Below are 23,585 nucleotides of genomic sequence, written 5' to 3' on the forward strand. Positions count from 1 at the left end.
GGTTTCCGATGTATATGATCAGAAGAATTTAAAAGTATGAAAAGGAAGGAGTGAGCACGTTGCAGGTTAACAAACAAATGATTAAAGGCAGTACCGAGACATTGATTCTGACCTTGCTTCAGGAACGACCGTTGTATGGTTATGAATTAATTAAGGAATTACATCGTCAATCTGAGGGTGTGTTTAATCTGAAAGAGGGCACGTTATATCCTATTTTGCATGCCATGGAGATTGAAGGATGGGTAGAGTCGTACTGGATGGAGGTTGAAGGCCGTAAACGTAAATATTATTCGATTCGTGACAAGGGCATGGAGGCCTTAGAAAGTAAAAAAGCGGAGTGGAATTTGTTCCGTAGAGCTGTGGATCGGGTGCTTGGGGAAGGAGGCCTGACATGACGAATCGAGATGAACGCATTCAGCATTATCTTGATCACATGTGTGTTCAGGTTAAAGCTCGCGAAGTACATAACGACCTGCGTGATGAGTTGGGAAACCACATGGAAGAGATCATTTTGGACAAAGAACAAGAAGGTTATTCAGAAGAAGAAGCAATTGCATACGCCATTGAACAGATGGGCGATCCAGCTGTTGTAGGCAAGAGTATGCACCGATTGCATCGCCATCGAATGCATTGGGGTCTGTTAGTTGGATTAATTGGTTTGTCTATAATTAGCCTGTTGTTAATGTGGATTTTTACAATTAATGTAGCAGATGAAAAGTATCAGTTCTTATATCGCGGTCATGTGTTGTACACCGTTATAGGTGTAATGATGATGTTGTTCTTTATTTACTTTGATTATCGTAAGTTGAAAAAAGCTGCTTGGTGGATCTATATTCTGCTTAATGTCATGTTGTGGATCAGTCCAATGATAACTACAGATATTTATGGTAATAGCAGATATTGGAGCTTATTTGGCTTAACACTAGACCTTACCACAGCTTCAGTGTGGATTTTGCCACTTGCTATAGGTGCCGTTATGCTGGACAAGCTTCGTTCCAATTGTAATATGCAATCCATATTGACCTACATTGCGATGGTAACGATTCCCGCAGTACTATTGTTTCAAACGTTGGACTGGGTTCGCTTGTTTCTGTTTGGCATAATGTCCATTATTTTATTTGGCTGGCTCACGCGAAAATGGCTATATACAGTCATAGGTGCTGTTATAACAGGAATTATTTTTGTATTGTTATTGTTCTTTGCAGATCAATACGGACGACTGGAGAGGCTCACTGTCGTTTTGAATCTTCAGGATGACCTTTACGGGAGTGCCTATAGTAACTATTCCATTATTGAAATTATTCGATCATCGGGTTGGTGGGGGAACGGGATTGATACAACGTTTGACAGGTTTAAAACGAGTTATTTCGATTACCCAGGTGTGCTGCTCATTGATGTGTTTGGCTGGTCTGCCGGGATACTGCTATTGGTGGCGATCATCTGGTTTGTTGCCAATATGGTGAAAATGCTTCCTCGCATATGGGATGATTTTGGTCGTATGATTATTGTGAGTATCACAGCTATGTTTGCAATGCAAATCATCTATTCGCTGGCTATGACTACCGGAAAAGCACCTATTATCAGTATTACTTTTCCTTTTATTGGATACGGAAATCACTTGATGTTTGATTACGCCATGCTCGGTTTACTTCTCGGTGTGTACCGCCGGAAGGATACTATTTCGAAGAGAAATGAAAAAATACGGCAGAAGATGGATGCCGAATTACTGACCGATTCATAGGCATCCAAAATCATTACCGCATCATGAAATGAAGGTGTTCTTATGCTCTTTTAACGAGCATTCACGGAAACCAGATATGACGCAGGTTCACCCAGCCCTGGCTGTTAAAAGACAGGCCGCGTACCGAAGGCAGATAAGCCGTCTCTACCGGTTTTTCAGATAAATGGAACAGTAAATTCTGACCAACCAAGAATTGTTCAATTCGGTCTAATTCAGAAATTCGATCTGCTGCATTTGGTGAGGCGACGATAGTTTGCAAAATCTCATGAATCGTCATCCGAGCAGAATCTTCCAAATGCTCAGATAACGTGGAGTAGAGATCATATCTTCGTAGTTCTTCGTCCCTGTCCCGAACCAGCGAGAAGAGAATCAGATCAGATTCCAGCCGCAGATTTCCTTTGAATTGCTCCATCGTAGCAGTACGGACGGTACAGGAGAAACCGCTCTGCTCCAGTATGGACGCCAGATGTTGGGCATCCCTGCGATACTGTGGAATGGTTGCAATGTGCAGGGAAATGGGATGGAGGGACGCGGAACTTATAGATATATCGCTACATTTCTCTGGATAGACTTGGATCATCTTCTCGGTATTCACGGCATCGGAATTATGCACCAAGACCTCAGAGTCATCTGCATGTCCGTCATCTCTATACATTCCAGCAAAGCATGACTGAAGGTGTGCTCTTACTTCCGGATCGTTTAATGGTCCGGCTTTTTGCGTATTACATGTGAGTAATTTATGAACCATCACACCTGCACTAATCTGTGTCCAGCCTGCACCCGTAGACGAAGACGGATTATGAACAAGATGAAAGAACGGAGTTTCGATATCTTGGCTATCATCCATTTTGGCCGAGGCACTCCACGGAATTTGCAGGATATCTACCCGGTCCATATGTGCTCTACCCTGAAAATACGATGAAAAAGCTTCAAGTCTGCACAGGTGATCATCCCAGGCAGTGACCTTGAACGGTCCTGTCCCGACAGGTTTTTGCATTCCATGCACATCACTCGAATGCTTCATCTTCTGTTCGTTTTTTCCGGGTGAGGGTACAATCGCCGCACGACTTGTTGTAAGAAAAGACAAAAACAATTCATGAGGATCTTTAAGCTGGAAACACACAGTTAAGGAATCGACCGCTTCAATAGATAGAATCTGTTTACTTACATCACGGTACAGTGTCCGGCGATCTGTGGATTGCAGCCGTTCAAACGTATGCACAATATCATGGGCCGTCAGCAACTGACCATCGTGAAATGTAATCCCTTTTCGCAAATAAAAGATCCAGGTCTTTCGGTCTGCACTGACATCCCAGGTGTGAGCGAGACATGGAAGAATCTCTCCCTGTTCACCACGTTGAACCAACCCGTCAAAGACATGGCTGGTCACAAAGGATTCAGCCAACAGATTAATGTACAGCGGATCAAGCGCATGAAGCTGTTGGCGCAGGGGCAGCCGAAGCGTATCAATCTGCTCATTGTTGGTGCCGGCTTCCGTATGATGACCCGAATACCCGAGCAACCACTGGTTTAGATGATCCTGCATGGTTGCTGAACTGGAGAATGCACTCACCTGCTCGGCAGCTTCCTGCAACTCCCGGCGATTCATGGCCTGCATCATATATTCTGCGGCGATTTGATCAGCCGGAACAAGCAAGGTCAGTGAAGAACGCCGACCACGGCCACGCTGGGAAACCCAACGAATCCAGTCATGGGCAACCATCTTTTTGACAATTGTTAACGTATTGCGGTGCGTACAATTTAGCAATTCAGCGAGATCGGCGAGTGTAAGTTCATGTTCTGTATGGTGACCGTAATGACGATGCAACAGCAGATATTGCTGATGTAATTTCAAGTGTTGATTCCCTCCTGGAGGTGAACTCTGACGTATTCCTCTAAAATAAGAAGTTTTATCGATTTTAATTTCTATTTATATTCCTATTTTATCATCTAGAATATAGCATAGAAAGGTTAATGGAGGTTTTTCCCATGATTGATAAAATAATGGCTTCACCGCAACGCGCTCTAATCACGCTACTGTCTGCATGGATACTTGCTATCATTCACCAGTATTTATTCTATGGTAATGAGATTGGGGTATCGTATCCTATCTTTGTAATTCTCTTTTATGTGTTCATGTATCTGTTTGCACGGGACCGCATGAGGTCTTTCAAGTTCATTGATGCTTTTGTGGCGGCTGTAGTGCTGTTGTTGTCGCTAACGTTCCTGTTATATGATAATGAACCACTGGGTGTTCTTAATTTTCTGGTTATACCTGGCGTAGTTATCTTACATATGACGTATCTGATGGGCAGAAAACAGAAGCAGTGGTGGGAGATCGGTTTGATTGGTACGGCTATTGACCACTTGCTGCCTCAAGCCATACGTCATTGGGGGACTGTTGCTGCCATTGCTGTGAGAGCAGGAGGGCGTGGCATCGGCAAATCCCAAAAAACAGTTGTTTTCAAAGTGCTCATTGGTCTTGTGGCGTCTTTGCCTATCCTCATTGTAGTCGTCGCATTACTGTCCTCCGCTGACGGGGTCTTCAATCAGTATTTAGCCGGTTTTCCGGAGTGGCTGAATCAATTGGCTTTTACTCCAGGGATACCGAGAATCATCTGGACTGTCATCGCAGGTGTATTGCTGTTCGGTTATGTATGGGGATTTGTACAGCCAATGCAATATGAGGCAGAGAAGAGAGCGAACGCACATTGGAAAAATGGAGCAGCATCCACGGTTGATAAGCGTGATCACACCTATATATTCTCTCCTGTGGACCCGGCCACTGAAGGTCAGTATACAAATAAGATTACACCCGAGTCCGAACGTACTCCGGTTCATCGGGAACCGTTCAGATTGGACCCCATCATTGTAGGGACGATGCTGATTGTCATTAACTCTGTGTACGTTTTGTTTGTACTTGTACAGTTTTCGTATCTGTTTGGTGCAGGAGAGGGGCATCTTCCGGTAGATCTGTCTTACGCAGAGTATGCGAGAAGTGGATTCGCAGAGTTAATTCTCGTCACAGGTATTAACTTCTTTATTCTTATTGTTGCATTGCAGTATACCCGTGCGAGTGGCAAAGCGGGTTCCATCGTGCATCAGGTACTTCTCCTGATTCTGGTCAGTTGTTCAGCAATTATGTTGTATTCCGCGTTTATGCGCCTAAATCTTTATGAGCAGGCATATGGATATACGTACATCCGCTTCCTGGTACACGCATTCATGATCTTCCTTGCACTCCTGTTGCTGATTGCTGGCCTTCGTATACGCTATACGTCAATACCGCTGATCCGCTGGTATATTGTGCTTGCGCTCACTGCATATGTTGCTGTGAACTATGTGGGCATGGATAAACGGATTGCCGAGCTGAATATTGAACGTTATCATCAGACTGGCAATATTGATGCAACCTATCTGGCGAGTCTGTCAGCAGATGCAGTTCCGTTACTTCGTGAGTTTGCTCTTGAGGAGTATCCTGATCTCAAGAGGGAAATGCTGGAACATCAAGCATATCTGGATATGGATACATCAGATCGTTCCTGGCCTTCTTATAACGTGGCAAGACACCGAGCTGAGCTAGAAATGTCCAAATTGAGAACGGAATAGCTGAATAGTAGTTGTTTTCACGTACGGATTTATGCAAAAACAATATGTAAGTGTTATAATATAAAAACTAACCTATAAAGGGGGTGAATCCCTTGTTTGAACTGCAGGAGTTATTACCATATTTATTCTCGATTGGACTCATCTTCACCGTCAGTTATGCCTATATTGCCCATCTTCATTGTGGCATGACAGAGTACTGGGTGGAAGGTGGCGTCGGTGGTGGACTTGAACCTGTACTTCCCGCCCTGTGTTTGGACAGACAGCACAGACAGGAAGACTGGAGCCGCATGATTAGACGAAGAGAAGCGCCCGATGAAGATGAACCAGATTGTCATTCCTCGTTGAACGATTGGTCAACAAATCAACGAGGAGGATATATATGGAACATAAGACGAACAAGGGATTCACTTTTACTTCGGGCAAGGGACGGATATATGGCCTGATTGTCATTTTGTTTGCAGTCATGCTGCTTGCCGGATGCAGCAACAACGTGTCGGAGATTACTTCATCGACACCGGGATTTTTTAACCACTATATTGTATTTCCGCTGTCGTATCTGATTCAACACATTGCTACTATATTTAACGGAAGCTACGGGGTCGCAATTATTGTGATCACGCTGGTCATTCGTCTAGCGCTGTTGCCATTGATGATGCGTCAAGCCAAGTCCCAGCAGGGAACAAGAGTCATTATGAATGCCATGAAACCCGAGATGGATGCGCTCAAGAAAAAATATGAAGGCAAAAATGACCCTGCTGATAAGCAAAAGCTATCTCAGGAAACAATGGAACTATACAAGAAGCATAAGTTCAATCCGCTGAATATTGGTTGCTTGCCGATGCTCATTCAGTTGCCTATCCTGTCAGGTATTTACACAGCCATCCGACTTACACCAGAATTGTCCTCCCATTCGTTTCTGTGGTTCAAACTGGGTGCACCGGATTACGTGCTCGCTGTGGTGGTCGCCGTCATCTATCTGATTCAAGCGAAGGTATCTCAAGCCAACATGGCGCCTGAACAGCGAAAACAGTTCGCCATTATGGGATATCTCTCCCCATTGATGATGGCATTCTTTTCTCTATCAGCCCCGGCAGCGATGCCGCTCTACTGGACGGTTGGGGGTTCCTTCCTGGTACTACAGACGTTATTATTCCGCAAACTGTACCCGGTAGATCACCCGCAGGAGCCTGTAATTGTGGAAGTGGGTCAGAAAAAGAATAAAAAATCTGGTTCCTCCAAATCTACTCGGAAACCTGCAAAGTCTTAATGAAGTCGGTCGCAGGTGACAAGGGAAACATGGTGACTACGAAAACTTGTTGAACACGAAAAACAAAAAGAAGCTTGATCCATATGGATCAGGCTTCTTTTTGTGCTAACAGGTGTTCCTTTTTTTTAGTCTTTTACGAAAGCTGATGAGCAGTATAACGTCTGCTGCCTGTTCCCCAATATCACTTAATGATGATATACTTACCTGATAAAATATGATATTGATTATCAATATCAATTAATGTGTGATGTATACATGGGAAAAAGTGAAATGAGGAGTGCGGATAGATGCAAGAGGAAGAAGCAAGACAGGGATTTGCACCGGAGATGATTGAGATGATGGCGAGCATTTGGACACGTTCGATCATTACATTAATAGATGTACGCTTTCAGAACGTAGCGTCACAATACCCGTTGGAGCAATATAAAATGCCTAGTAGCATGTTTATCTATGCATATGGGGGAGAAGCGCAAATCCAACTGAATGAAACCACATTTGCAATGGAACGCTTCGGTTTAGTTCACGGCGGGAAGGGGAGCCTGCTCAGTATTACGCCTAAAGAGGAGATGGTGAAGACCTTTATGGTGTTTTATAGAGCAGAATCACCTCTTTTTTTCAAGAAACATCTGCAGCAATTACTGGAGCAAGTAAATCCATTTGTTCAACAGTTTGGTTATACGCCAAGTAATCCCATCTTGCTACGCGATTGGTTCCAACGGATGATGAATGGCTGGAAACGTGGCAAGGCGATGGATCAACTACAGGCCAAAAGTTTTCTATATCAATTGATTCATGAGGTGTACAGGGATTTGGAGGGTGGTGAGATTCGGTATCTCCAGCCAGATCCAGCCTATTCTGCCAAGATATATCTCGATAAACATTACAGGGAGCCCATTATGTTTCAACAAATTGCCGATATGTTTGGAATCAGTGGTGGACAATTGACGCGGTTGTTCAAAAAAAGGGAAGGGATGAACTTACAGGAGTATCTCATTCAGAGAAGGATTGAAGCTGCCTGTCATGACTTGAAGCATACCGAAGCGACGGTCAAAGAAATCGCAACTGGAGCTGGTTTCACAGATGAGAAAAACCTGTTCCGAATGTTTAAGAAGCATTACAAGATGACCCCAAGTGATTATCGGAAAATAAACGCACTATCCATGCAGGTTGACGGTATTGATAATGATTCTCATCTCCCTTACGATGAGAGGGAACTAGCGAGTCTAGTCAAGTCCTATAGAGATGGGGAATCAACGATGTTTGGAACATTAAGAAGTAAAGAAATGATTTTGGCGGCGGCGATGAGCATGATGCTGTTATTGACGGCATGTACGTCAGGGACGCCAGCGAATAATGGGGGAACGGCAAATACAACACCTGCGCAGACACAGCAGACAACACAACAGGAAGGGTCGGAGACAAAAGCTTCAGAAGCAGTCTCGCAGACCAGAACGATATCCACAGTTAAGGGTGATGTTGAGGTACCTAACAACCCTCAGCGAGTTGTAGTTGATTATTTGGTTGGTGATGTGGTAGCCCTAGGTGTAACTCCTTTAGGTGTGGCTAGAGCTGCACGGGGAGAGACAGAGCCTGTTTATGCTAACCAGATCACAGACTCCATAAAAGTAGCCATGGAGCCGGAAGATATCATGACGCTTGAGCCTGATCTTATCATTTTGGCATGGAGCGATGAGTCGTATGATGATTTATCCAAAATTGCCCCGACCATTTATGTTCCCTATGGTGATATGACTACAGAAGAGCGGATACAATTTATTAGCGATGTTTTGAACAAACAGGAAGAGGCTAAGGATGTTTTGAATGCTTATACCGGAAAAATCGAAGAAGCAAAGCTAGCCTTTCAGAATGCGGGCCTATCCGATGTAACGATTACGGTTGGAGAATTCAGTGATAAAAGTAACTACATAGCTGGAGCCAAGCATGCCGTTGGTGAGCTTGTTTACGATGAACTTCAATTGCAGGCACCTTCAAAAGTCCAAACGGATATTATCGATGCAGATAAATATTGGGGCGATGTCTCCATGGAAGTATTACCCGCTTACTCTGGCGATTATATGATCTTCTTAGGAGATGGAAACGTTGCTGCTGATAATGCAGTGTGGAATTCCATACCTGCTGTGCAACATGATCGGATCGTAAAGGTGGATTCTTCGCTATCTTGGTCTACGGACATAATGACTTCCAGTGCATTGATTGATTATATTGTTAGTCAATTGCTGTCATTAGCTAAATAAGAGTTAGAGCGAAATTTTAATTGAGAACTCCAATTATCAAACATGACCAGTCGAATTTATGGATGCAAATATCCATATTCGTTTGGATTGTCAATAGGTGATGAAAGGGAAACGAGATGAAAAGCAAGCCTGAACAAAAACGCCGTGGGGCAATGAACTTCACCATGTACATGGTAGTAGGGCTTGGATTAACGGTTCTCATGTCGGCGGCATCAATTATGTTTGGTGCTGCTGATATGAGGTTAGCAACGGTATGGGAGGCTATTTTCCGATTTGATCCAATGCTCACTGAACATCAAATTATTCAATCCATGCGTCTCCCGCGTACCGTAGCAGATCTCATCGTTGGGTGCAGCCTTGCGGTATGTGGCGCTATCATGCAGGGGACAACGCGCAATCCGCTGGCCGACTCCGGGCTCATGGGGATTAGCTCTGGCGCAGCATTTGCAATTGCACTATGCCTGGCCTTTCTGCCGGGTTATTCGTATTGGCAGATGATGTTGTTCGCTTGTCTGGGAGCAGCGATCGCCACCGGTATGACTTATTTTACCGCGTCACTGGGCAATCGCGGAATGACGCCTCAGCGGCTTGTGCTGGCAGGTCTGTCTATTTCAATGTTGTTCGGCGCACTCAGCCAGTATTTGGCGATCAATTATAACCTGGGCCGAGCATTGACATTCTGGACGGCGGGTAGTACAGCGGGGGTCAAATGGGGAGAATTGCTGATTATCTCACCGCTCTTTGTTGGTGGTATACTGCTGGCACTGGCGCTATCCCCTTCCGTTACATTGCTCAGTTTGGGTGATGATGTGGCAAGTGGACTCGGCATTCGCAGCGGACTGGTCAAGATTTTATCGACCATTATCGTACTCGTGCTGACTGGATTGGCTGTTGTTGTGGTTGGACCGGTTGGTTTTGTGGGTCTGATTACCCCGCATATTGTCCGATATATGGTAGGTGTCGACTATCGATACATTATTCCGGCAGCGGCGTTATATGGTGCGTTGCTGACCGTATCGGCCGATTTGGCTGGACGTTTGATCAATAAACCGTTCGAAACGCCGATCGCCATTATATTTTCTATCATTGGTGTACCGTACTTTCTCTTCTTGGCTCGAAGACAAAGGAGGGAATACGAATGACCAAGCGGCGTTATACGGTGAAAAGAGGCATTATCATCAATGCAGTGCTTATGGTGCTCATTCTTGTGTTTGCTATCATTAGCATGAATTCTGGCAAGATGAATCTTTCACCACTAGAAGTGCTGAACGTTCTCATAGGAAACGGTACCGATAAGCAAAATCTGATTGTGTTCGATTTTCGTCTGCCACGAATTGTACTTTCGATCTTGGTCGGTCTGGGAATGGGAGCGGCCGGGGTCGTGATGCAGAGTTTGCTGCGTAATGACATGGCTAGTCCGGGGACATTGGGAATTAGTTCGGGATCGGGTTTGTTTGTCCTGTTCTTCGTTGTATTCATTGCATCCACAGGAAAGAGTTCCTTCATTGCTCTGCCTCTGTTGGCTTTTGTTGGTGGACTATTGGCGGCGGGGTTGATCTTTTTATTATCGTATCGCCGGGGGCGAGACATCTCGCCAATCGGTTTGATCTTGACCGGGGTCGCGCTAGGAAGCGGGTATGGTGCGCTGACGACCTTCTTGACACTCAAGCTGGATGATTCGCAGATGAATTTCATGCTGTATTGGCTGGCGGGGAGTTTATGGGGCGATGATTGGGGCTATATTTCCATACTGACACCATGGGTCTTGATCTTACTCGCCTATATTTTTTACAAAGCTCGCATACTGAATGCCCTCCATCTGGGTAATCAGACAGCACAGGGGCTTGGTGTTTCCGTGAAACGGCAGTTCTTGGGGTTGTCAATCGCTGCTGTTGCTTTATCCTCTGGCAGTGTAGCCGTGGGGGGAAGCTTCTTTTTCGTTGGCTTGATCGCTCCGCATATGGCGAGAAAACTGGTCGGTCCCGATCACAAATTGCTCATTCCGGCTGCCAGCTTGGCCGGGGGACTAGTCGTGGTGCTGGCTGACACGATTACGCGCACGGTTAGCCTCGTAGGAGATGTGCCGACAGGAATCGTTATTACAGTCATTAGTGTTCCATATTTTCTTTATTTACTAGCAAAAGCCAAATAACAAAATCAATGATACAGTCTGAATATACTGTGGAAAACGGTTTGGCAGGACTGTACGCTCGCGTTTTAAAGCGGAATGCACGATATCAATAGTTAAAAGATCGAAGTTACCCTGTATTACCACTATGCTTCTTAAACAATAGCATATAGAAAAAGATGCCATTACGAGGATATCGTATTGGCATCTTTTGATTTTTTCTCATTATTTGATAGTCAAGTTGATTACCGTAAAATTACATGGGATTTATATGGCAGGCTCATCTGACAGCTGGAAACGGGAAACGAAATACCAGATGAGCTCGCGACGGGAGGATACCTTGGTTTTGGCGAAAATGGATTTCAAATGATCCTGAACGGTGTATACAGAAATATGCATGGCTGCAGCAATCTCTTTGGACGAATAGCTGCGGAGCACATGTCCGAGCAATTCCCTCTCTCGACTGGATAATCCATGGCTCTCGGCGAGCAAGGGAAGCAAATCCTGCGGCATCGCCTGCTCCAAACGGATGGCAATCTGATCCGGTCCCGCGAGCTGTTGCATCAGACTGGCATGAAGTAGGAGGTAACGCCCATCCGGAAGTTGGATACAGACTTTGGAGGGCGAGTCAGGAGTGAGTTGAGTATTTTCAGCCCGTTCTGCCTGATTCTTGCGTTGCAAGTGGGAACTCACTGCACGTACCGGACGGGGCAGAATGTCCGGCCCTACATGTTCCAGCGTGCGTAATTGGGACAGCCAATATTGAGCCGGGGCGTTCAGGGATAAGAGATTGAATGTATCCGAGGTGATCAAAATTCCGGGTTCCTCAGGACTTTCACTCGTGATCTCATCGATCAGTGTCAAGCTCGTGGACCGCAGCATCGATGCAATAGAAGCGGTCCAGGACTGAATCATCAACCGCTCCTCCTCTGTAAAGACAGCACTTTCTGTCTTACGATATAGGGTCAGATATCCCCAGCAAGCGTCTCCACTGACCAATACAGCGCGCAGTTCATCACCGAATCCCGCTGGCTGAAGAATGTTGATGTACCTTGAGCTTTGTTCAGGGTGTGCATTCACGGATGCATGAAGTAAAGCTGTATGTTCACCGCTTCGTATTAATTCAGCGTATTTATGTATATCTTCTTCCATGTATTCATTGACGAATAACCGATCATGAATGGCCTCAATGCCATCTTCTGTCACGGCTCCTGTGGAGAGAAGAGTCAGGGGATCAACGGTAGTGAAACAGTATGCATCGTAAGGTATAACCGTATGGATCTGCTTGAGAACAGCTTCCCGATAGGTACGTGAGGTCCAGGTTCCTTTTTCAAGAGAAGTGATAAGTCTATGGTTCCGATCGATACGTGATGTCAACGAGATTACTCCTCTCTCTGTGCGCATATCCCAATGTTCTGGGATTGTAGGCTCGCCTTATCCTCCTATAATGAAATTAGACGAACAACGAGTCAAGTCTAACTTCAATTCAAGAGGAGCGCGGTGTCCATGAATCACAATCCATCACCGATGAGCTGGGAAACAGCAGATGTTCATCGTTACGAACAATCGATAGCCCTGAAAATTCCGGGTTATTCTCATATGCATGATCTAATGGAACGGCTGCTTTCAGCATGTATTGCGGATAACAACGATATTCATATAATTGTTGCTGGAGCTGGTGGGGGAAAAGAATTAGCTTTGCTTGGTTCACGCCATACCGGGTGGATGCTCACCGGAGTAGATCCTTCGCTGCCGATGTTGCAACTTGCTGAGAAACGAATCGCGGAAGCGGGTATTGGCTCCAGAGTGACGCTGCAACCTGTCACGGTTGAAGAATTGCCGGAGGATATTTTATATGATGGGGCGACAAGTATGCTCATGTTGCATTTCCTTCAAGGGATGAAGGCCAAGAGAGCATTTCTGACCAGCCTCGCAGCGAGACTTAAACCAGGTGCACCCCTAATCATTGCCGCTGTAAATGCCGATCTTCGTTCACCTGCACATTCAGTCATGATGCAAGCTTGGAAGGATCACATGTTGAGTGTGGGTGTGCTTCCTGAAGAGTGGGAGCGCTTTGCTGTTTCCTTGGGCCGTGAATCCGATCCAATATGCTCTGAAGAGATGACTCAGCTACTGACCGAATGCGGTTTCTCACATATTACACGTTACTTCGGGGCGTTCTGGGTGGAGGGGTATTATGCAATTCGAAACTAACGTGAAGCCTATGAAAGATCAGATTTGGGTCGTTGGCGGTTATGGTCAAGTAGGGCAGATGATATGTACTCAACTGGGGAAATTGTTCCCGGGTAAAGTATGGGCAGCAGGTACACGCATGAACCGTGCGGAAGAATTCAGCAGGTCTACAGGTGGTACGGTACTGCCGTTTCAACTGGATGTGACCAAACCTGTGGAGCCTTCAATGTTACGGCCTGTGAAGCTTGTAATCATGTGTGTGGACCAGAGCGATACCCGGTTTGTTGAAACCTGTGCACAAGCCGGAACCGATTATATTGATATTTCTGCAAAGTATGATTTTCTCGCCCAGGTTGAACAGCTGCACACCACAATGCAACGTTCCCAATCGACTGCAATACTCAGTGTTGGATTGTCACCGGGAGTAACGAACTTGCTCGTACGCGAAGCGACCATGCACATGGATCAGGTGGAGGAAGCAGATATTACCGTAATGCTGGGGCTTGGAGAGAAACACGGAAAAGCTGCCGTGGAGTGGACGGTTGATCAGATGAATGCCACCTACCAAGTGATGCAAAAGGGCAAGCCTACGGAGGTGCAAAGTTTCGGAGATGGCAAAAGGATCGATTTTGGAGCGGAATTGGGAAACCGGAAGGCCTATCGATTTAACTTTTCGGATCAACACGTGGTTGCTCGAACGTTACGTATTCCAACCGTATCGACCAGACTATGCCTGGACTCCCGCTGGATCACAACATCCATGGCAATCTCCAAACGTGCAGGGTTGTTCTCGTTGCTGCGTATCCCGTCTATTCGTAATGGAACAGTGAAGGCCTTTGGTCTTATTCCTGGCGGAGAGCCGATGTATGCTGTTAAGGCCGATGCTATTGGATGGGAAAATGGGGAACAAGTCCGCGTCGAACAATTGCTTGTTGGCGATAAGGAAGCAGATGCAACAGCAGCCGTAGCAGCAGCTGTGGCCGAACACGTATATAAAACAGAGTCAGCGTTGCCACATGGTGTGTTTCATATTGAACAGGTTCTCTCAATGCAGGACATTCAAGATGCACTTCATACGCCACTAAAGGTGACGACCAAGATCACCTAGTTTCATATTCTTTTGTTGGCACCCTCCGATCTGCTATGATGTAATCATAATCATGGCATGAATGGAGGGAGATCATGAACTGCGTTGCTGTATTACCTTATTACAAAGTACAGAGAGAAGTGACGGGTCTCGCCCAAGAGATTGAGATGAATGCCCGTTCGATGATTCTGTATTCAGATAAAATCGTGACCAAATACCGCGAATTCAACCTCACGGAAGTGTTTGATATGTCATTTCGCCGTATGGGGGATGAAGGTGGATTTTTCTATCTGCACACGAGCACTGGAGTATATCCATATATGGTCGAAATCGACCCCAAACCTTTTATACAAAGTTTCAGAAAGATGACGATTCAAAAATTAAAATAACTTGACCTTGCCGTTACGTAAAGGCTTAACCTCGGATATGGAAGGAACGATAACCAATTCAGAGGAGCCGTGAATGTAATGAGTATACTGATTCAGCAAGCTACGATCCTAACGATGAAAGATGCCGATGTCCCCTTTACGGGGGATATTCGTGTTGAAGGACATCGCATTACGCAGATTGCGGACCACATTCTGCCTCAACCGCAAGATGAGATTATCGATGGCCGCCATAAGATCGTCATGCCGGGTCTGATTAATGCCCACCAACATACACCAATGAGCCTGCTCCGGGGATTCTCGGATGATCTGAAGCTGATGGACTGGCTCGAACGCAAAATGTTGCCTGCCGAAGCGCGGATGAACCCGGAAGATATCTATTGGGGGGCCAAGTTATCCATCGCCGAGATGATCCGTTCGGGTACCACTGCCTTTGCCGATATGTACATTCATATGAACGAGATTGCCGAAGTTGTGAAGCAAACAGGTATCCGGGCATCGTTGACACGAGGAATGGTATTTATGGAGGACGATGGCGGACGCAGGTTGCAAGAGGCGATCGATCTTGTACAGCGCTGGTCTGGAGCGGCCGAGGGACGGATTACAACCATGTATGGACCGCACTCCCCCTACACTTGTCCCATGGAGCCGCTCCGTGAAGTCATTGCCATGACTGTCACAGAGGATATCCCGCTGCATATTCATCTGGCTGAGACAAAGGAAGAAGTTGTGAAGATTCGAGAGCGCTATGGCATGACACCGACGGAGTATTTGGAAGAGGCGGGTATGTTTGAACAGGCACATGTGTTGCTTGCGCATGGTGTACACCTCAATCGAAGGGATATCAGCAGATTGAAGGGTATGCGTGGTGGTGTAGCGCACAATCCGGTCAGCAATCTGAAGCTGGGGTGTGGAATTGCTCCGATTACCGAGATGTTGGCCCAGGGGATTAACGTGGGGATCGGAACCGATGGAGCGGGAAGTGCCACAACCGTGGACATGTTCGAGGAGATCAAAGCGGCGACCTGGTTGCAAAAGCTGGACTATGGCGATCCCACACGCTTGCCAGCCAAGAACGTTCTACAGATGGCTACACGCGGAAGTGCTAGTCTGCTGGGCCTACAGGATGAAGTGGGTGTACTTGAGGTAGGTTGCAAAGCGGATCTAATCCTGATCGATCTGGCGAAACCACATCTTCAACCGGTACATGAGGTAGAATCGTTACTGGCTTACAGTGTAAACGGGGCGGATGTGGATACCACGATTGTGAACGGTCAGATCCTCATGCAAGGCAGGAAGTTGTTAACGATTGATGAGGATGAACTCTATCGTGAGGTGAAGGTTAGAGCAAAAAGAATTGTTGAGGGAATTTAATTTTTAGTGAATTTAATCTAAACTGGAAAAATATTTGTGCTCAAAACGCTATGGAGGCTTACTCCATGGCGTTTTTTGTCGAATTGCAACTGGAAATAGTTCCTTGGTCCTGTTCAGAATTGGTTCAGAATACCTCGTTATACTGAGCATGTAGTTGTTCAAATATGAAATGTACACGAGGAGGAACATGAATTGAAGGGGAAACAAAACAAAAAACGGCTTAAGCCGATATTGAAAAAAAGCATGTTGACTGCACTCGGATTGGGCATTGCATTGCCTTTAGGTGGAACGCTTCCGCAGGCTGACGCAGGTGCAATTGGTCCGGTAATAAACATTTCACAACCTGTTCTTAACGATGGCATCAACTGGTTAAGTTATTCATCGAAACCAAATGATCCTTCTTTACGTGATGTGCCCATCGAGGTGACCATCAATAATATCATCAGAATCAATCTAAGTACACAATTTCGATCCGATGAGTATAGCCCGCCTACAGCCAGCTCAAGTGATAACAGCATCGCTGAGGTGTATGTAGAAACGAGACAAGATGAGAATATGCCAACGCCGGAGAGCACATTGGTGGTTATTCCTCGCCAAAGCGGCACAATCAACATCGAATTGAAAGCGAATTATATGATCTCTGGTGCACCAGAGACTGTTACGGATAACATTGAACTTTACATTAGTAAAAAAGGGGATGTAAATGCAGACGGAAAAGTGAATTCCCTGGATGCTGTAGACCTTTTCAATTATATTCGTAACATGATGACTCGCCGCAGCTTTTCTTATGTAGAGATGAACCGAATGGATGTGGATCGTAATACGGAACCCACTTTCGGGGACATGGATGCATTGTTAAAAGGATATAAGGGCAAAACACTTGGCGGAAAAAACAATGACTATGTGTTGACCTTTAAGCAAGTGGATGATGCCCCGTATGTACTGAATGGTCAATTGAAGGATTACATGGAGAGTGCAGTTGCTGTTGATTACTATTTAATGGATATTGATTATGATGATACCCTTAATACTCCTTCTTATCAGTGGTACCGCGCAACAGACGCTTTAGGAGAAGATAGGGTGCCAATCGTAGGGGAGACACGAGAACAGCATAGTGTTACATCTGAGGACGAGAATCATTATCTTGTGCTTGAAGTTATTACACACTCCACTTCAAACCCAAATACGGAGCCTAGACGAACATTCATTGTTGGAAAAGAAAAAATACAACTTCCTGATTAATTCATATTCTTTATTTTAGTTAACAAATAACAACACTTTTTCTATCTTTACCATACGATCTATTAATTGATACAGACATGGAGGCTATTACATGTTTCAACCGAAAAAGAAACGTCCCAGAATCAGAAAAACAATGTCGGGTCTGATCGCACTGACATTACTCTCTTCACTCGTATTGCCCGGTGTAGCTGGGGCAGAACCGGAAGAACCTACACAAGTACAATTTGCAAATGTAAGCGTACAGGCAGGGCAGAGCGTTCATGTACCTGTTGCATTGAAGAAGTCCTATTTCGGGGTGAAAGCTTATAATATGCAGATTGATTATGATACGTCTGCACTGGAAATTGTTCGGATCACGCCTAAATCGATCAACGCCAACACCACATCCTCAAATGAAGAAGGTGTAGCAGACTTCCAGTATGAAATTAATAATGCAGAAGGCTGGGTACGGATAATTTGGGTTGATTTTTCTGGAGGGAACAATCCAATTGTAGACGAACAACAAATGTTTGATATCGAGATCAAAGCCAAAAACAATGCGACGCTTGGAACGAAACAGCTCTCTGTAGATCAAACGGATTCAGAGCATTGGCATTTTACGAATGTAGAACATGAGAGCTACACTCAATTGTCCGGTGGAGCAATCACAATTACAGCAGCTAACTCAGGTGGTGGTAATTCAGGCTCGACACCGAATCCAGGTTCCTCCTCGGGAGGTAGCGTATCACCAACTTCACCAGTGGTTACACCTGTTCCTTCCACTCCAGCGGTAACCAAAGGTGTAGACATCTATGTGAACGGACAGAAACAGGAACAATCTGCTTCGGCTACTACAGCAACAGTAAACAATCTGGTGACTACCACGATTCACGTGGATAATGACAAAGTCATCAATCAGATTGGTAGTGGACTTAGAACGCTTCTGCTGCCGATTACAGGTACCGGCAAGGATGCGGTCGTTGGTGAACTGAACGGCAAACTGGTCAAAACGATGGAAGGAAGTAATGCCGAAGTTGTCATTCAGACAGACAGTGGTACGTACACCCTCCCGGCAAATCAGATTCAAATTGATCAGGTTCTGAACCAATTCGGAAGCACTGTTCCACTCGAAGATATCACCATTCAAATCGCTATTGCACCTAGTGCTGCATCCAAGCAATCAGCCATTCAGGCCGCAGCGAACAAGATGCAGAACACTACGGTGGTTGCAGCTCCAGTTGATTTTGAAGTAAAAGCCATCTGGAATGGACAGCAAGTTAATGTGGATCGTTTCAACTCTTATGTAGAACGCTCCATTACATTGCCAGAGGGAGTGGATGGTTCAAAGATCACGACTGGTGTTGTGCTTCAGCCAGATGGCAGCCTTCTGCATGTGCCGACTAAGGTTATCAAAGGCAATGGACAAGATTCTGCTGTTATTAACAGCTTGACGAACAGCACTTACGCCTTGATCTATCACCCGACAACATTCAGTGATGTAACGAGTCACTGGAGTCGTGATGACGTACAAGATCTGGCATCCCGTCTGATCGTACAAGGAACCGGTGAGAACGTGTTTGCGCCAGACCGGAGTATTACGCGAGCGGAGTTCACGGCTGTTCTGTTAAGAGGTTTGGGTCTGCACTCCCCGATTAGCACAGAAGAAGCTTCATTCACGGATGTGAAGACAGGCAGCTGGTATGAGGATGAGGTTCAAACGGCTGTGTCCTACGGCCTGATCTCAGGTTATGCTGATGATAGCTTCCGTCCCAACAGCGAAATTTCTCGTGCTGAAGCGCTGACGATTGTGTCACGTGCGATGAAACTAGTCGGTCTGGCACAGGCCGACGCGTCAGAGACAACAAGTCTGCTGAGCACATACAGCGATAGTGCTAAAGTACAGGCTTGGGCAGCAGAGCCGGTTGCATCGGCAATTAAACAAGAACTGGTACAAGGTGCTGATGGCAAGCTGATGTCTGAAGCAGATATTAGCCGTGCGCAGTCGGCGGCGATTGTGAAAAGGCTGCTGGCAAAAGCCGGATTAATCTAATCAAATTTCTGAACACCTACACTTACTTGAAATGATTTATTTCAAGCAAGCTGTAGGTGTTTTTTTGCATATCGTTTTTTTGAACAACCTCTTATAGGTGCAATGGCCCAGTTCATTATCAGTTCACACTGATCTGGTACGATATGAACATCAAATAGATAGATATCGTGCATGATCAGGAGAGGAAGAAATCCTTATGAAAATACTAGAAGTTAAAAATGTGAAGAAATCATACACGTTATATGGAAAAGAAAGAGTTCCGGTACTCCACGGTTTGAACCTGAGTTTTGAGACAGGCGAATTCGTCTCCATCCTTGGTGAATCTGGCTGCGGTAAGTCGACACTAATGAATATTATTGGTGGCATGGACTCCGATTATGAAGGGGACGTTGTTGTTCGTGGCAAGAACTTAAGTGCCATGACAGAGAAGGAAATGGATGATTATCGGAAGAATAATATCGGTTTTGTCTTTCAAAATTTCAATCTGATCCCACATCTATCTGTCCTCGAAAATGTGACGATTGCGATGCAAATGACGGATACAAATGAAAAGGAGCGAAATCAACGTGCCGTTGATATATTAACCGAGGTTGGACTGAAGGATCATCTGAACAAACGTCCCAACCAGTTATCTGGAGGTCAGAAGCAACGGGTTTCCATTGCACGGGCTTTATCCAACAATCCGGACATTATTCTCGCAGATGAACCGACAGGCGCGCTGGATCGAGAAAACGGAGATCAAATCCTGGCTTTGCTCGACAGCATAGCCCAAAAAGGAATGTTGGTGATAGCCGTAACTCACTCGCAGAAAGTTGCTGACTCCGGTACACGTATTGTGAAGGTAGAAGAGGGGCGCATCAGTGATGATATTCATCTCAAGGATCCTTCTACGGTTGTCTACGAAAGTGGTCAGGGTTCTTCCCGGAGCCTGGGCTTGCTTGCTTCGTTCAAGATGGCACTCAAAAATATGAAACTCAACGCCAAGCGTAATGTCCTGGTAGCTTTGGGTGGATCGATAGGTATATTAAGTGTACTCCTGATGCTCTCCTTGGGGAATGGGATAACGACGTATATGAACGACGAAATCAATTCAAGTATGGACCCATTGCTCGTGGATATAACCAAGCCGAGTGAAGAAGTCAAAGACATGCAAGGCCCTGAAGCCTTGATGGCAACAGGTGAACCGTTCACCGAAGCTGATATCGAGACGATTCGCAATTTTCCTAATGTGGATCATGTAGAGACAATTACGACCATTACAGGCCAATCGACGATGGTGAATGAAAAACAAAGTGTAGGACTCACGCAGTTAACAACGTTAACGGATGCTTTTGATCCAGCGTTGATAACAACGGGTGTTCTGCCGGTAGAAAATGAGATGTTGTTACCCCTCGCTACGGCGAAACAATTAAGCGGGAATGACCAAGCTGAAACGATGATCGGCAAGTCTGTGTTTCTATATATCAACGAGATGGATAGCAATAATAAACCAGTGACTTTGGAGAAAGAAGTAACCATCTCAGGGATCTATGAAGCGTCAGATCAACGATCTCCAATGCAACAATCCCCGGGATACATTTCATCAGAGACGTTAGGGCAAATGTACTCGGACAAAGGAATAACGATTGGACCGATTCAGGTTAATGCCTATGCCACCGATATGAAATATGTAAATGATATCAATGAAGCTGCTGTTGACGCTGGCTTCGCAGGCTCCCAGATGGCCAAGGTCATGGAGAATATTACGACTTACGTAAGTATGGCTTCCATTGTACTGGCGGGTATTGCAGGCATTTCGTTGATCGTATCCGGTATTATGATACTGGTAGTGCTCTATATTAGTGTCGTGGAACGCACGAAAGAGATCGGAATACTGCGGGCGATTGGAGCAAGAAAGAAGGATATCAAACGAATATTCTTCTCCGAATCTGCCTTATTAGGCGTATTTAGTGGTATTATTGCGGTAATCTTTGCAGTGATCATAAGTTATGTGTTAAATATACTTCTGGACAATGCGTTTGGAGCAAAACTGATTAATCTCTCGGGATATTACATCTTGTTCGGTCTCGTGGTAAGTACGGCGATTAGTATCGTGGCCGGTTTGATGCCATCATCAAAAGCGGCGAAGCTGGACCCGATGGAATCCTTGCGATACGAATAAAACCAATGGCGGAAAGGATATGGTTACATGAACACGATTCTGGTGGTGGACGACGATTCCCATATCCGCAAATTAATCCGAATCTATCTTGAAAAGAATCAATTTTCCGTGCTGGAAGCAGCAGACGGTCAAGAGGCGTTAGATATGCTATCTCATACGAAAGTTGACCTAGCGATTGTGGATGTAATGATGCCGCGAATCGACGGCATTGAACTGACGGAAGATATCCGGTCTTATCTGGATATTCCGATCCTGATGGTGACAGCCAAGGGAGAATCCAAGGACAAAGTCAGAGGATTTAATGCCGGGTCAGACGATTACCTGGTTAAACCTTTTGATCCTGTGGAGTTAATTCTGCGTGTGAAATCATTATTGAAACGATATAACAAAAATTCATCGAATATCATTCAGATCAGCGGTGTAAGGATTGATTTGGGCAATCTGATGGTCGTCGCGGACGGACAAACCATCGAATTAAAAAAGAAGGAATGTGAATTATTATTTTCTCTGGCGAGTTCGCCAGGGAAAATATTCACACGTACACAGCTTATCGATGATCTATGGGGCATGGACTATGAAGGCGATGAGCGTACGGTCGACGTGCATATCAAGCGCTTAAGGGAACGGCTTGAACCTGTACCTGAGCTAGTAATCTCAACGATAAGAGGACTTGGATATCGTCTGGAGCGGACATGAACATGCTGAGGAAGAGCCTGCGACTTCGAATTGTAGCTACGTTTATCGGGATTGTTCTGGTGAGTTTAATTCTCTCCTTTATGATCAATAACGGGTCCCGCGAAAAGGCGCCGAATCGTTTTATGGTTACCTTTGCTGAAGACATCGCTACAATGATTAACCTGATTGATGATCCGGAAAAAGTGAAATCTAGCTTGGGTATCTTTGCCCGCTACGGCTTGAATATTACTCCCGTGAATCAACAAAGTGAAGTGTTGTCTTCCTTGCCAGAGGATAAAGTTCATTCGTTATTTGAGGCGGGGACAACCGATGCAATGTTCATGTCCAGTAAAGATGGAATTGCGACTATAGGTGTTCCCGGAACAAACGAGGGGATCGGCACTTTCCTGATTCAAAGCGATTTCTCTTCTCTTTTTCATACACTGCGAAACACGCTCTTAACCTCCCTATTAACGGTACTGGTCATTGGTAGCCTACTGATCCTGTTCATGTCCGGGTACATTGTGAAACCGATTAAGAGGTTAACGGTCGCAGCGAAGGAGATGTCATCAGGTGACCTGTCGGTTCGGTTGAAACATAACAATCAGGATGAGTTTGGGGAACTGATGGAGAGCTTTAATCATATGGCCAGTGAGTTGCAGAAAATCGATTCTGTTCGTGATGACTTTGTCAGCAACGTCTCTCATGAAATGCAGTCTCCGCTCACTTCGATCAGGGGATTTACCAGAGCGCTACAGGATGGTGTTATTCCTTTGGAAGAGCAGAAAGAGCATTTGGATATTATCTATGAGGAAACGCTGCGCTTATCGAGGCTTAGTGATAATCTGCTTCGGCTAGCCTCGCTGGATTCGGAGCATCATCCGGTTCATTTCACCACGTTCCAGGTCGATGAACAATTAAGAAGGGCGATTCTACTGGCGGAGCCGCAGTGGTCCCAGAAGGATATACAGATCGAATTGGACTTGTTGCCCTGCGAGATCACAGTGGACAAAGATTTGTTTGATCAGGTCTGGCAGAATTTAATAAACAATGCGATCAAATACACCGGCCCTAAGGGTGCCATTCATGTCGAAATTGAGACGTCATCTTCATTCGTGAAGGTATTGATTAGAGATTCAGGACAAGGAATACCTGAGGAAGCTCTCCCTTATATCTTTGATCGATTCTATATGGTGGACAAAGCGCGGAGCAGCTCGCTTCGAGGGAATGGATTGGGTTTGTCCATTGTAATTAAAATATTGAAATTGCATCAATGTACAATTGATGTAGAGAGCGAAGTCGGAAAAGGCACACAGTTTATTGTCACGATTCCCAGATCGACCATTACACCTTAAGGCAAGCCGGAACAGAGAGAGCAATATGGAAACAATCGGTCCCTGTGCGTTCAGGATTCAGATTGCTATCATATTGCTTTTTT

The 23,585-nt window shown here is 45.4% G+C and carries 19 protein-coding genes; 17 read left to right on the plus strand and 2 right to left on the minus strand.

Going from position 1 to position 23,585, the window contains the following annotated elements; translation table 11 throughout:
* The first annotated feature begins 59 nt into the window (after positions 1 to 59).
* Both NKT06_RS12925 and NKT06_RS12930 read left to right on the plus strand, forming a co-directional pair.
* A complete protein-coding gene (locus NKT06_RS12925; protein ID WP_253434636.1) occupies positions 60 to 395 on the plus strand; it encodes a PadR family transcriptional regulator in 336 nt (111 codons plus the stop codon).
* Entirely contained in the window at positions 392 to 1,741 is a 1,350-nt protein-coding gene (locus tag NKT06_RS12930) for an FtsW/RodA/SpoVE family cell cycle protein (RefSeq protein ID WP_253434639.1), read from the plus strand. The genes NKT06_RS12925 and NKT06_RS12930 overlap by 4 nt, the downstream gene beginning before the upstream one ends.
* Before the next feature lie 61 nt (positions 1,742 to 1,802).
* Here NKT06_RS12930 and NKT06_RS12935 read toward each other — a convergent pair whose 3' ends face one another.
* The gene (locus NKT06_RS12935) at positions 1,803 to 3,596 is read right to left on the minus strand and encodes an ABC transporter substrate-binding protein (protein ID WP_253434642.1); all 1,794 of its coding nucleotides are present in this window, start codon (positions 3,594 to 3,596) and stop codon (positions 1,803 to 1,805) included.
* Positions 3,597 to 3,730: 134 nt separating this feature from the next.
* Between NKT06_RS12935 and NKT06_RS12940 the strand changes: the two genes are divergently transcribed.
* From NKT06_RS12940 to NKT06_RS12965, 6 genes are all read left to right on the plus strand, one after another.
* A complete protein-coding gene (locus tag NKT06_RS12940; protein ID WP_253434644.1) occupies positions 3,731 to 5,350 on the plus strand; it encodes a DUF4153 domain-containing protein in 1,620 nt (539 codons plus the stop codon).
* Positions 5,351 to 5,442: 92 nt separating this feature from the next.
* Positions 5,443 to 5,793, plus strand: a complete 351-nt coding sequence (locus tag NKT06_RS12945) for a hypothetical protein (RefSeq protein ID WP_253434646.1) — start codon at positions 5,443 to 5,445, stop codon at positions 5,791 to 5,793.
* Positions 5,730 to 6,617 (plus strand): membrane protein insertase YidC, encoded by an 888-nt coding sequence (gene yidC / locus NKT06_RS12950; protein ID WP_253434648.1) that lies wholly within the window; start codon positions 5,730 to 5,732, stop codon positions 6,615 to 6,617. Before NKT06_RS12945 ends, yidC begins: the two co-directional genes overlap by 64 nt.
* 287 nt (positions 6,618 to 6,904) lie before the next feature.
* Positions 6,905 to 8,872 carry an AraC family transcriptional regulator gene (locus NKT06_RS12955; RefSeq protein ID WP_253434650.1) on the plus strand — a complete coding sequence of 656 codons (1,968 nt, stop codon included), beginning with the start codon at positions 6,905 to 6,907 and terminating at the stop codon, positions 8,870 to 8,872.
* A gap of 116 nt (positions 8,873 to 8,988) precedes the next feature.
* Positions 8,989 to 10,014, plus strand: a complete 1,026-nt coding sequence (locus NKT06_RS12960) for a FecCD family ABC transporter permease (protein WP_253434652.1) — start codon at positions 8,989 to 8,991, stop codon at positions 10,012 to 10,014.
* On the plus strand, positions 10,011 to 11,024 hold the full coding sequence (locus NKT06_RS12965) for a FecCD family ABC transporter permease (RefSeq protein ID WP_253434654.1): 1,014 nt from the start codon (positions 10,011 to 10,013) through the stop codon (positions 11,022 to 11,024). The genes NKT06_RS12960 and NKT06_RS12965 overlap by 4 nt, the downstream gene beginning before the upstream one ends.
* Before the next feature lie 243 nt (positions 11,025 to 11,267).
* Here NKT06_RS12965 and NKT06_RS12970 read toward each other — a convergent pair whose 3' ends face one another.
* Positions 11,268 to 12,377: a helix-turn-helix transcriptional regulator gene (locus NKT06_RS12970; RefSeq protein WP_253434657.1), complete on the minus strand. Its 1,110-nt coding sequence runs from the start codon at positions 12,375 to 12,377 to the stop codon at positions 11,268 to 11,270.
* 129 nt (positions 12,378 to 12,506) lie between these two features.
* Here NKT06_RS12970 and NKT06_RS12975 point away from each other — a divergent pair, with 129 nt between their 5' ends.
* The 9 genes from NKT06_RS12975 (at position 12,507) to NKT06_RS13015 (ending at position 23,502) form a co-directional block, all read left to right on the plus strand.
* Complete coding sequence (locus tag NKT06_RS12975; protein WP_253434659.1) at positions 12,507 to 13,214, plus strand: class I SAM-dependent methyltransferase; 708 nt, start codon at positions 12,507 to 12,509, stop codon at positions 13,212 to 13,214.
* A complete protein-coding gene (locus NKT06_RS12980) occupies positions 13,198 to 14,301 on the plus strand; it encodes a saccharopine dehydrogenase family protein (protein ID WP_253434661.1) in 1,104 nt (367 codons plus the stop codon). Before NKT06_RS12975 ends, NKT06_RS12980 begins: the two co-directional genes overlap by 17 nt.
* A gap of 74 nt (positions 14,302 to 14,375) precedes the next feature.
* The gene (locus NKT06_RS12985; protein WP_253434664.1) at positions 14,376 to 14,669 is read left to right on the plus strand and encodes a hypothetical protein; all 294 of its coding nucleotides are present in this window, start codon (positions 14,376 to 14,378) and stop codon (positions 14,667 to 14,669) included.
* Positions 14,670 to 14,747: 78 nt separating this feature from the next.
* Entirely contained in the window at positions 14,748 to 16,040 is a 1,293-nt protein-coding gene (locus tag NKT06_RS12990; RefSeq protein WP_253434667.1) for an amidohydrolase, read from the plus strand.
* Between the two features lie 192 nt (positions 16,041 to 16,232).
* A complete protein-coding gene (locus tag NKT06_RS12995) occupies positions 16,233 to 17,282 on the plus strand; it encodes a dockerin type I domain-containing protein (RefSeq protein WP_253434670.1) in 1,050 nt (349 codons plus the stop codon).
* 91 nt (positions 17,283 to 17,373) lie between these two features.
* Positions 17,374 to 19,311: an S-layer homology domain-containing protein gene (locus NKT06_RS13000; RefSeq protein ID WP_253434673.1), complete on the plus strand. Its 1,938-nt coding sequence runs from the start codon at positions 17,374 to 17,376 to the stop codon at positions 19,309 to 19,311.
* Between the two features lie 196 nt (positions 19,312 to 19,507).
* A complete protein-coding gene (locus NKT06_RS13005; protein ID WP_253434676.1) occupies positions 19,508 to 21,472 on the plus strand; it encodes an ABC transporter ATP-binding protein/permease in 1,965 nt (654 codons plus the stop codon).
* A gap of 27 nt (positions 21,473 to 21,499) precedes the next feature.
* Entirely contained in the window at positions 21,500 to 22,168 is a 669-nt protein-coding gene (locus tag NKT06_RS13010) for a response regulator transcription factor (protein ID WP_253434679.1), read from the plus strand.
* Positions 22,169 to 22,170: 2 nt separating this feature from the next.
* Positions 22,171 to 23,502 carry a sensor histidine kinase gene (locus NKT06_RS13015; RefSeq protein ID WP_253434682.1) on the plus strand — a complete coding sequence of 444 codons (1,332 nt, stop codon included), beginning with the start codon at positions 22,171 to 22,173 and terminating at the stop codon, positions 23,500 to 23,502.
* The last annotated feature ends 83 nt before the right edge of the window (positions 23,503 to 23,585 follow it).

The organism is Paenibacillus sp. 1781tsa1 (genome assembly GCF_024159265.1).
Classification (GTDB): Bacteria; Bacillota; Bacilli; order Paenibacillales; family Paenibacillaceae; genus Paenibacillus.

Coding starts and splice junctions, on each gene's coding strand:
- NKT06_RS12960 (WP_253434652.1), top strand. CDS start 8,989: ATGAAAAGCAAGCCTGAACAAAAACGCCGTGGGGCAATGAACTTCACC.
- NKT06_RS13015 (WP_253434682.1), top strand. CDS start 22,171: ATGCTGAGGAAGAGCCTGCGACTTCGAATTGTAGCTACGTTTATCGGG.
- NKT06_RS12930 (WP_253434639.1), top strand. CDS start 392: ATGACGAATCGAGATGAACGCATTCAGCATTATCTTGATCACATGTGT.
- NKT06_RS12985 (WP_253434664.1), top strand. CDS start 14,376: ATGAACTGCGTTGCTGTATTACCTTATTACAAAGTACAGAGAGAAGTG.
- NKT06_RS13005 (WP_253434676.1), top strand. CDS start 19,508: ATGAAAATACTAGAAGTTAAAAATGTGAAGAAATCATACACGTTATAT.
- NKT06_RS12965 (WP_253434654.1), top strand. CDS start 10,011: ATGACCAAGCGGCGTTATACGGTGAAAAGAGGCATTATCATCAATGCA.
- NKT06_RS12940 (WP_253434644.1), top strand. CDS start 3,731: ATGATTGATAAAATAATGGCTTCACCGCAACGCGCTCTAATCACGCTA.
- NKT06_RS12990 (WP_253434667.1), top strand. CDS start 14,748: ATGAGTATACTGATTCAGCAAGCTACGATCCTAACGATGAAAGATGCC.
- NKT06_RS12955 (WP_253434650.1), top strand. CDS start 6,905: ATGCAAGAGGAAGAAGCAAGACAGGGATTTGCACCGGAGATGATTGAG.
- NKT06_RS13010 (WP_253434679.1), top strand. CDS start 21,500: ATGAACACGATTCTGGTGGTGGACGACGATTCCCATATCCGCAAATTA.
- NKT06_RS12980 (WP_253434661.1), top strand. CDS start 13,198: ATGCAATTCGAAACTAACGTGAAGCCTATGAAAGATCAGATTTGGGTC.
- yidC (WP_253434648.1), top strand. CDS start 5,730: ATGGAACATAAGACGAACAAGGGATTCACTTTTACTTCGGGCAAGGGA.
- NKT06_RS12975 (WP_253434659.1), top strand. CDS start 12,507: ATGAATCACAATCCATCACCGATGAGCTGGGAAACAGCAGATGTTCAT.
- NKT06_RS13000 (WP_253434673.1), top strand. CDS start 17,374: ATGTTTCAACCGAAAAAGAAACGTCCCAGAATCAGAAAAACAATGTCG.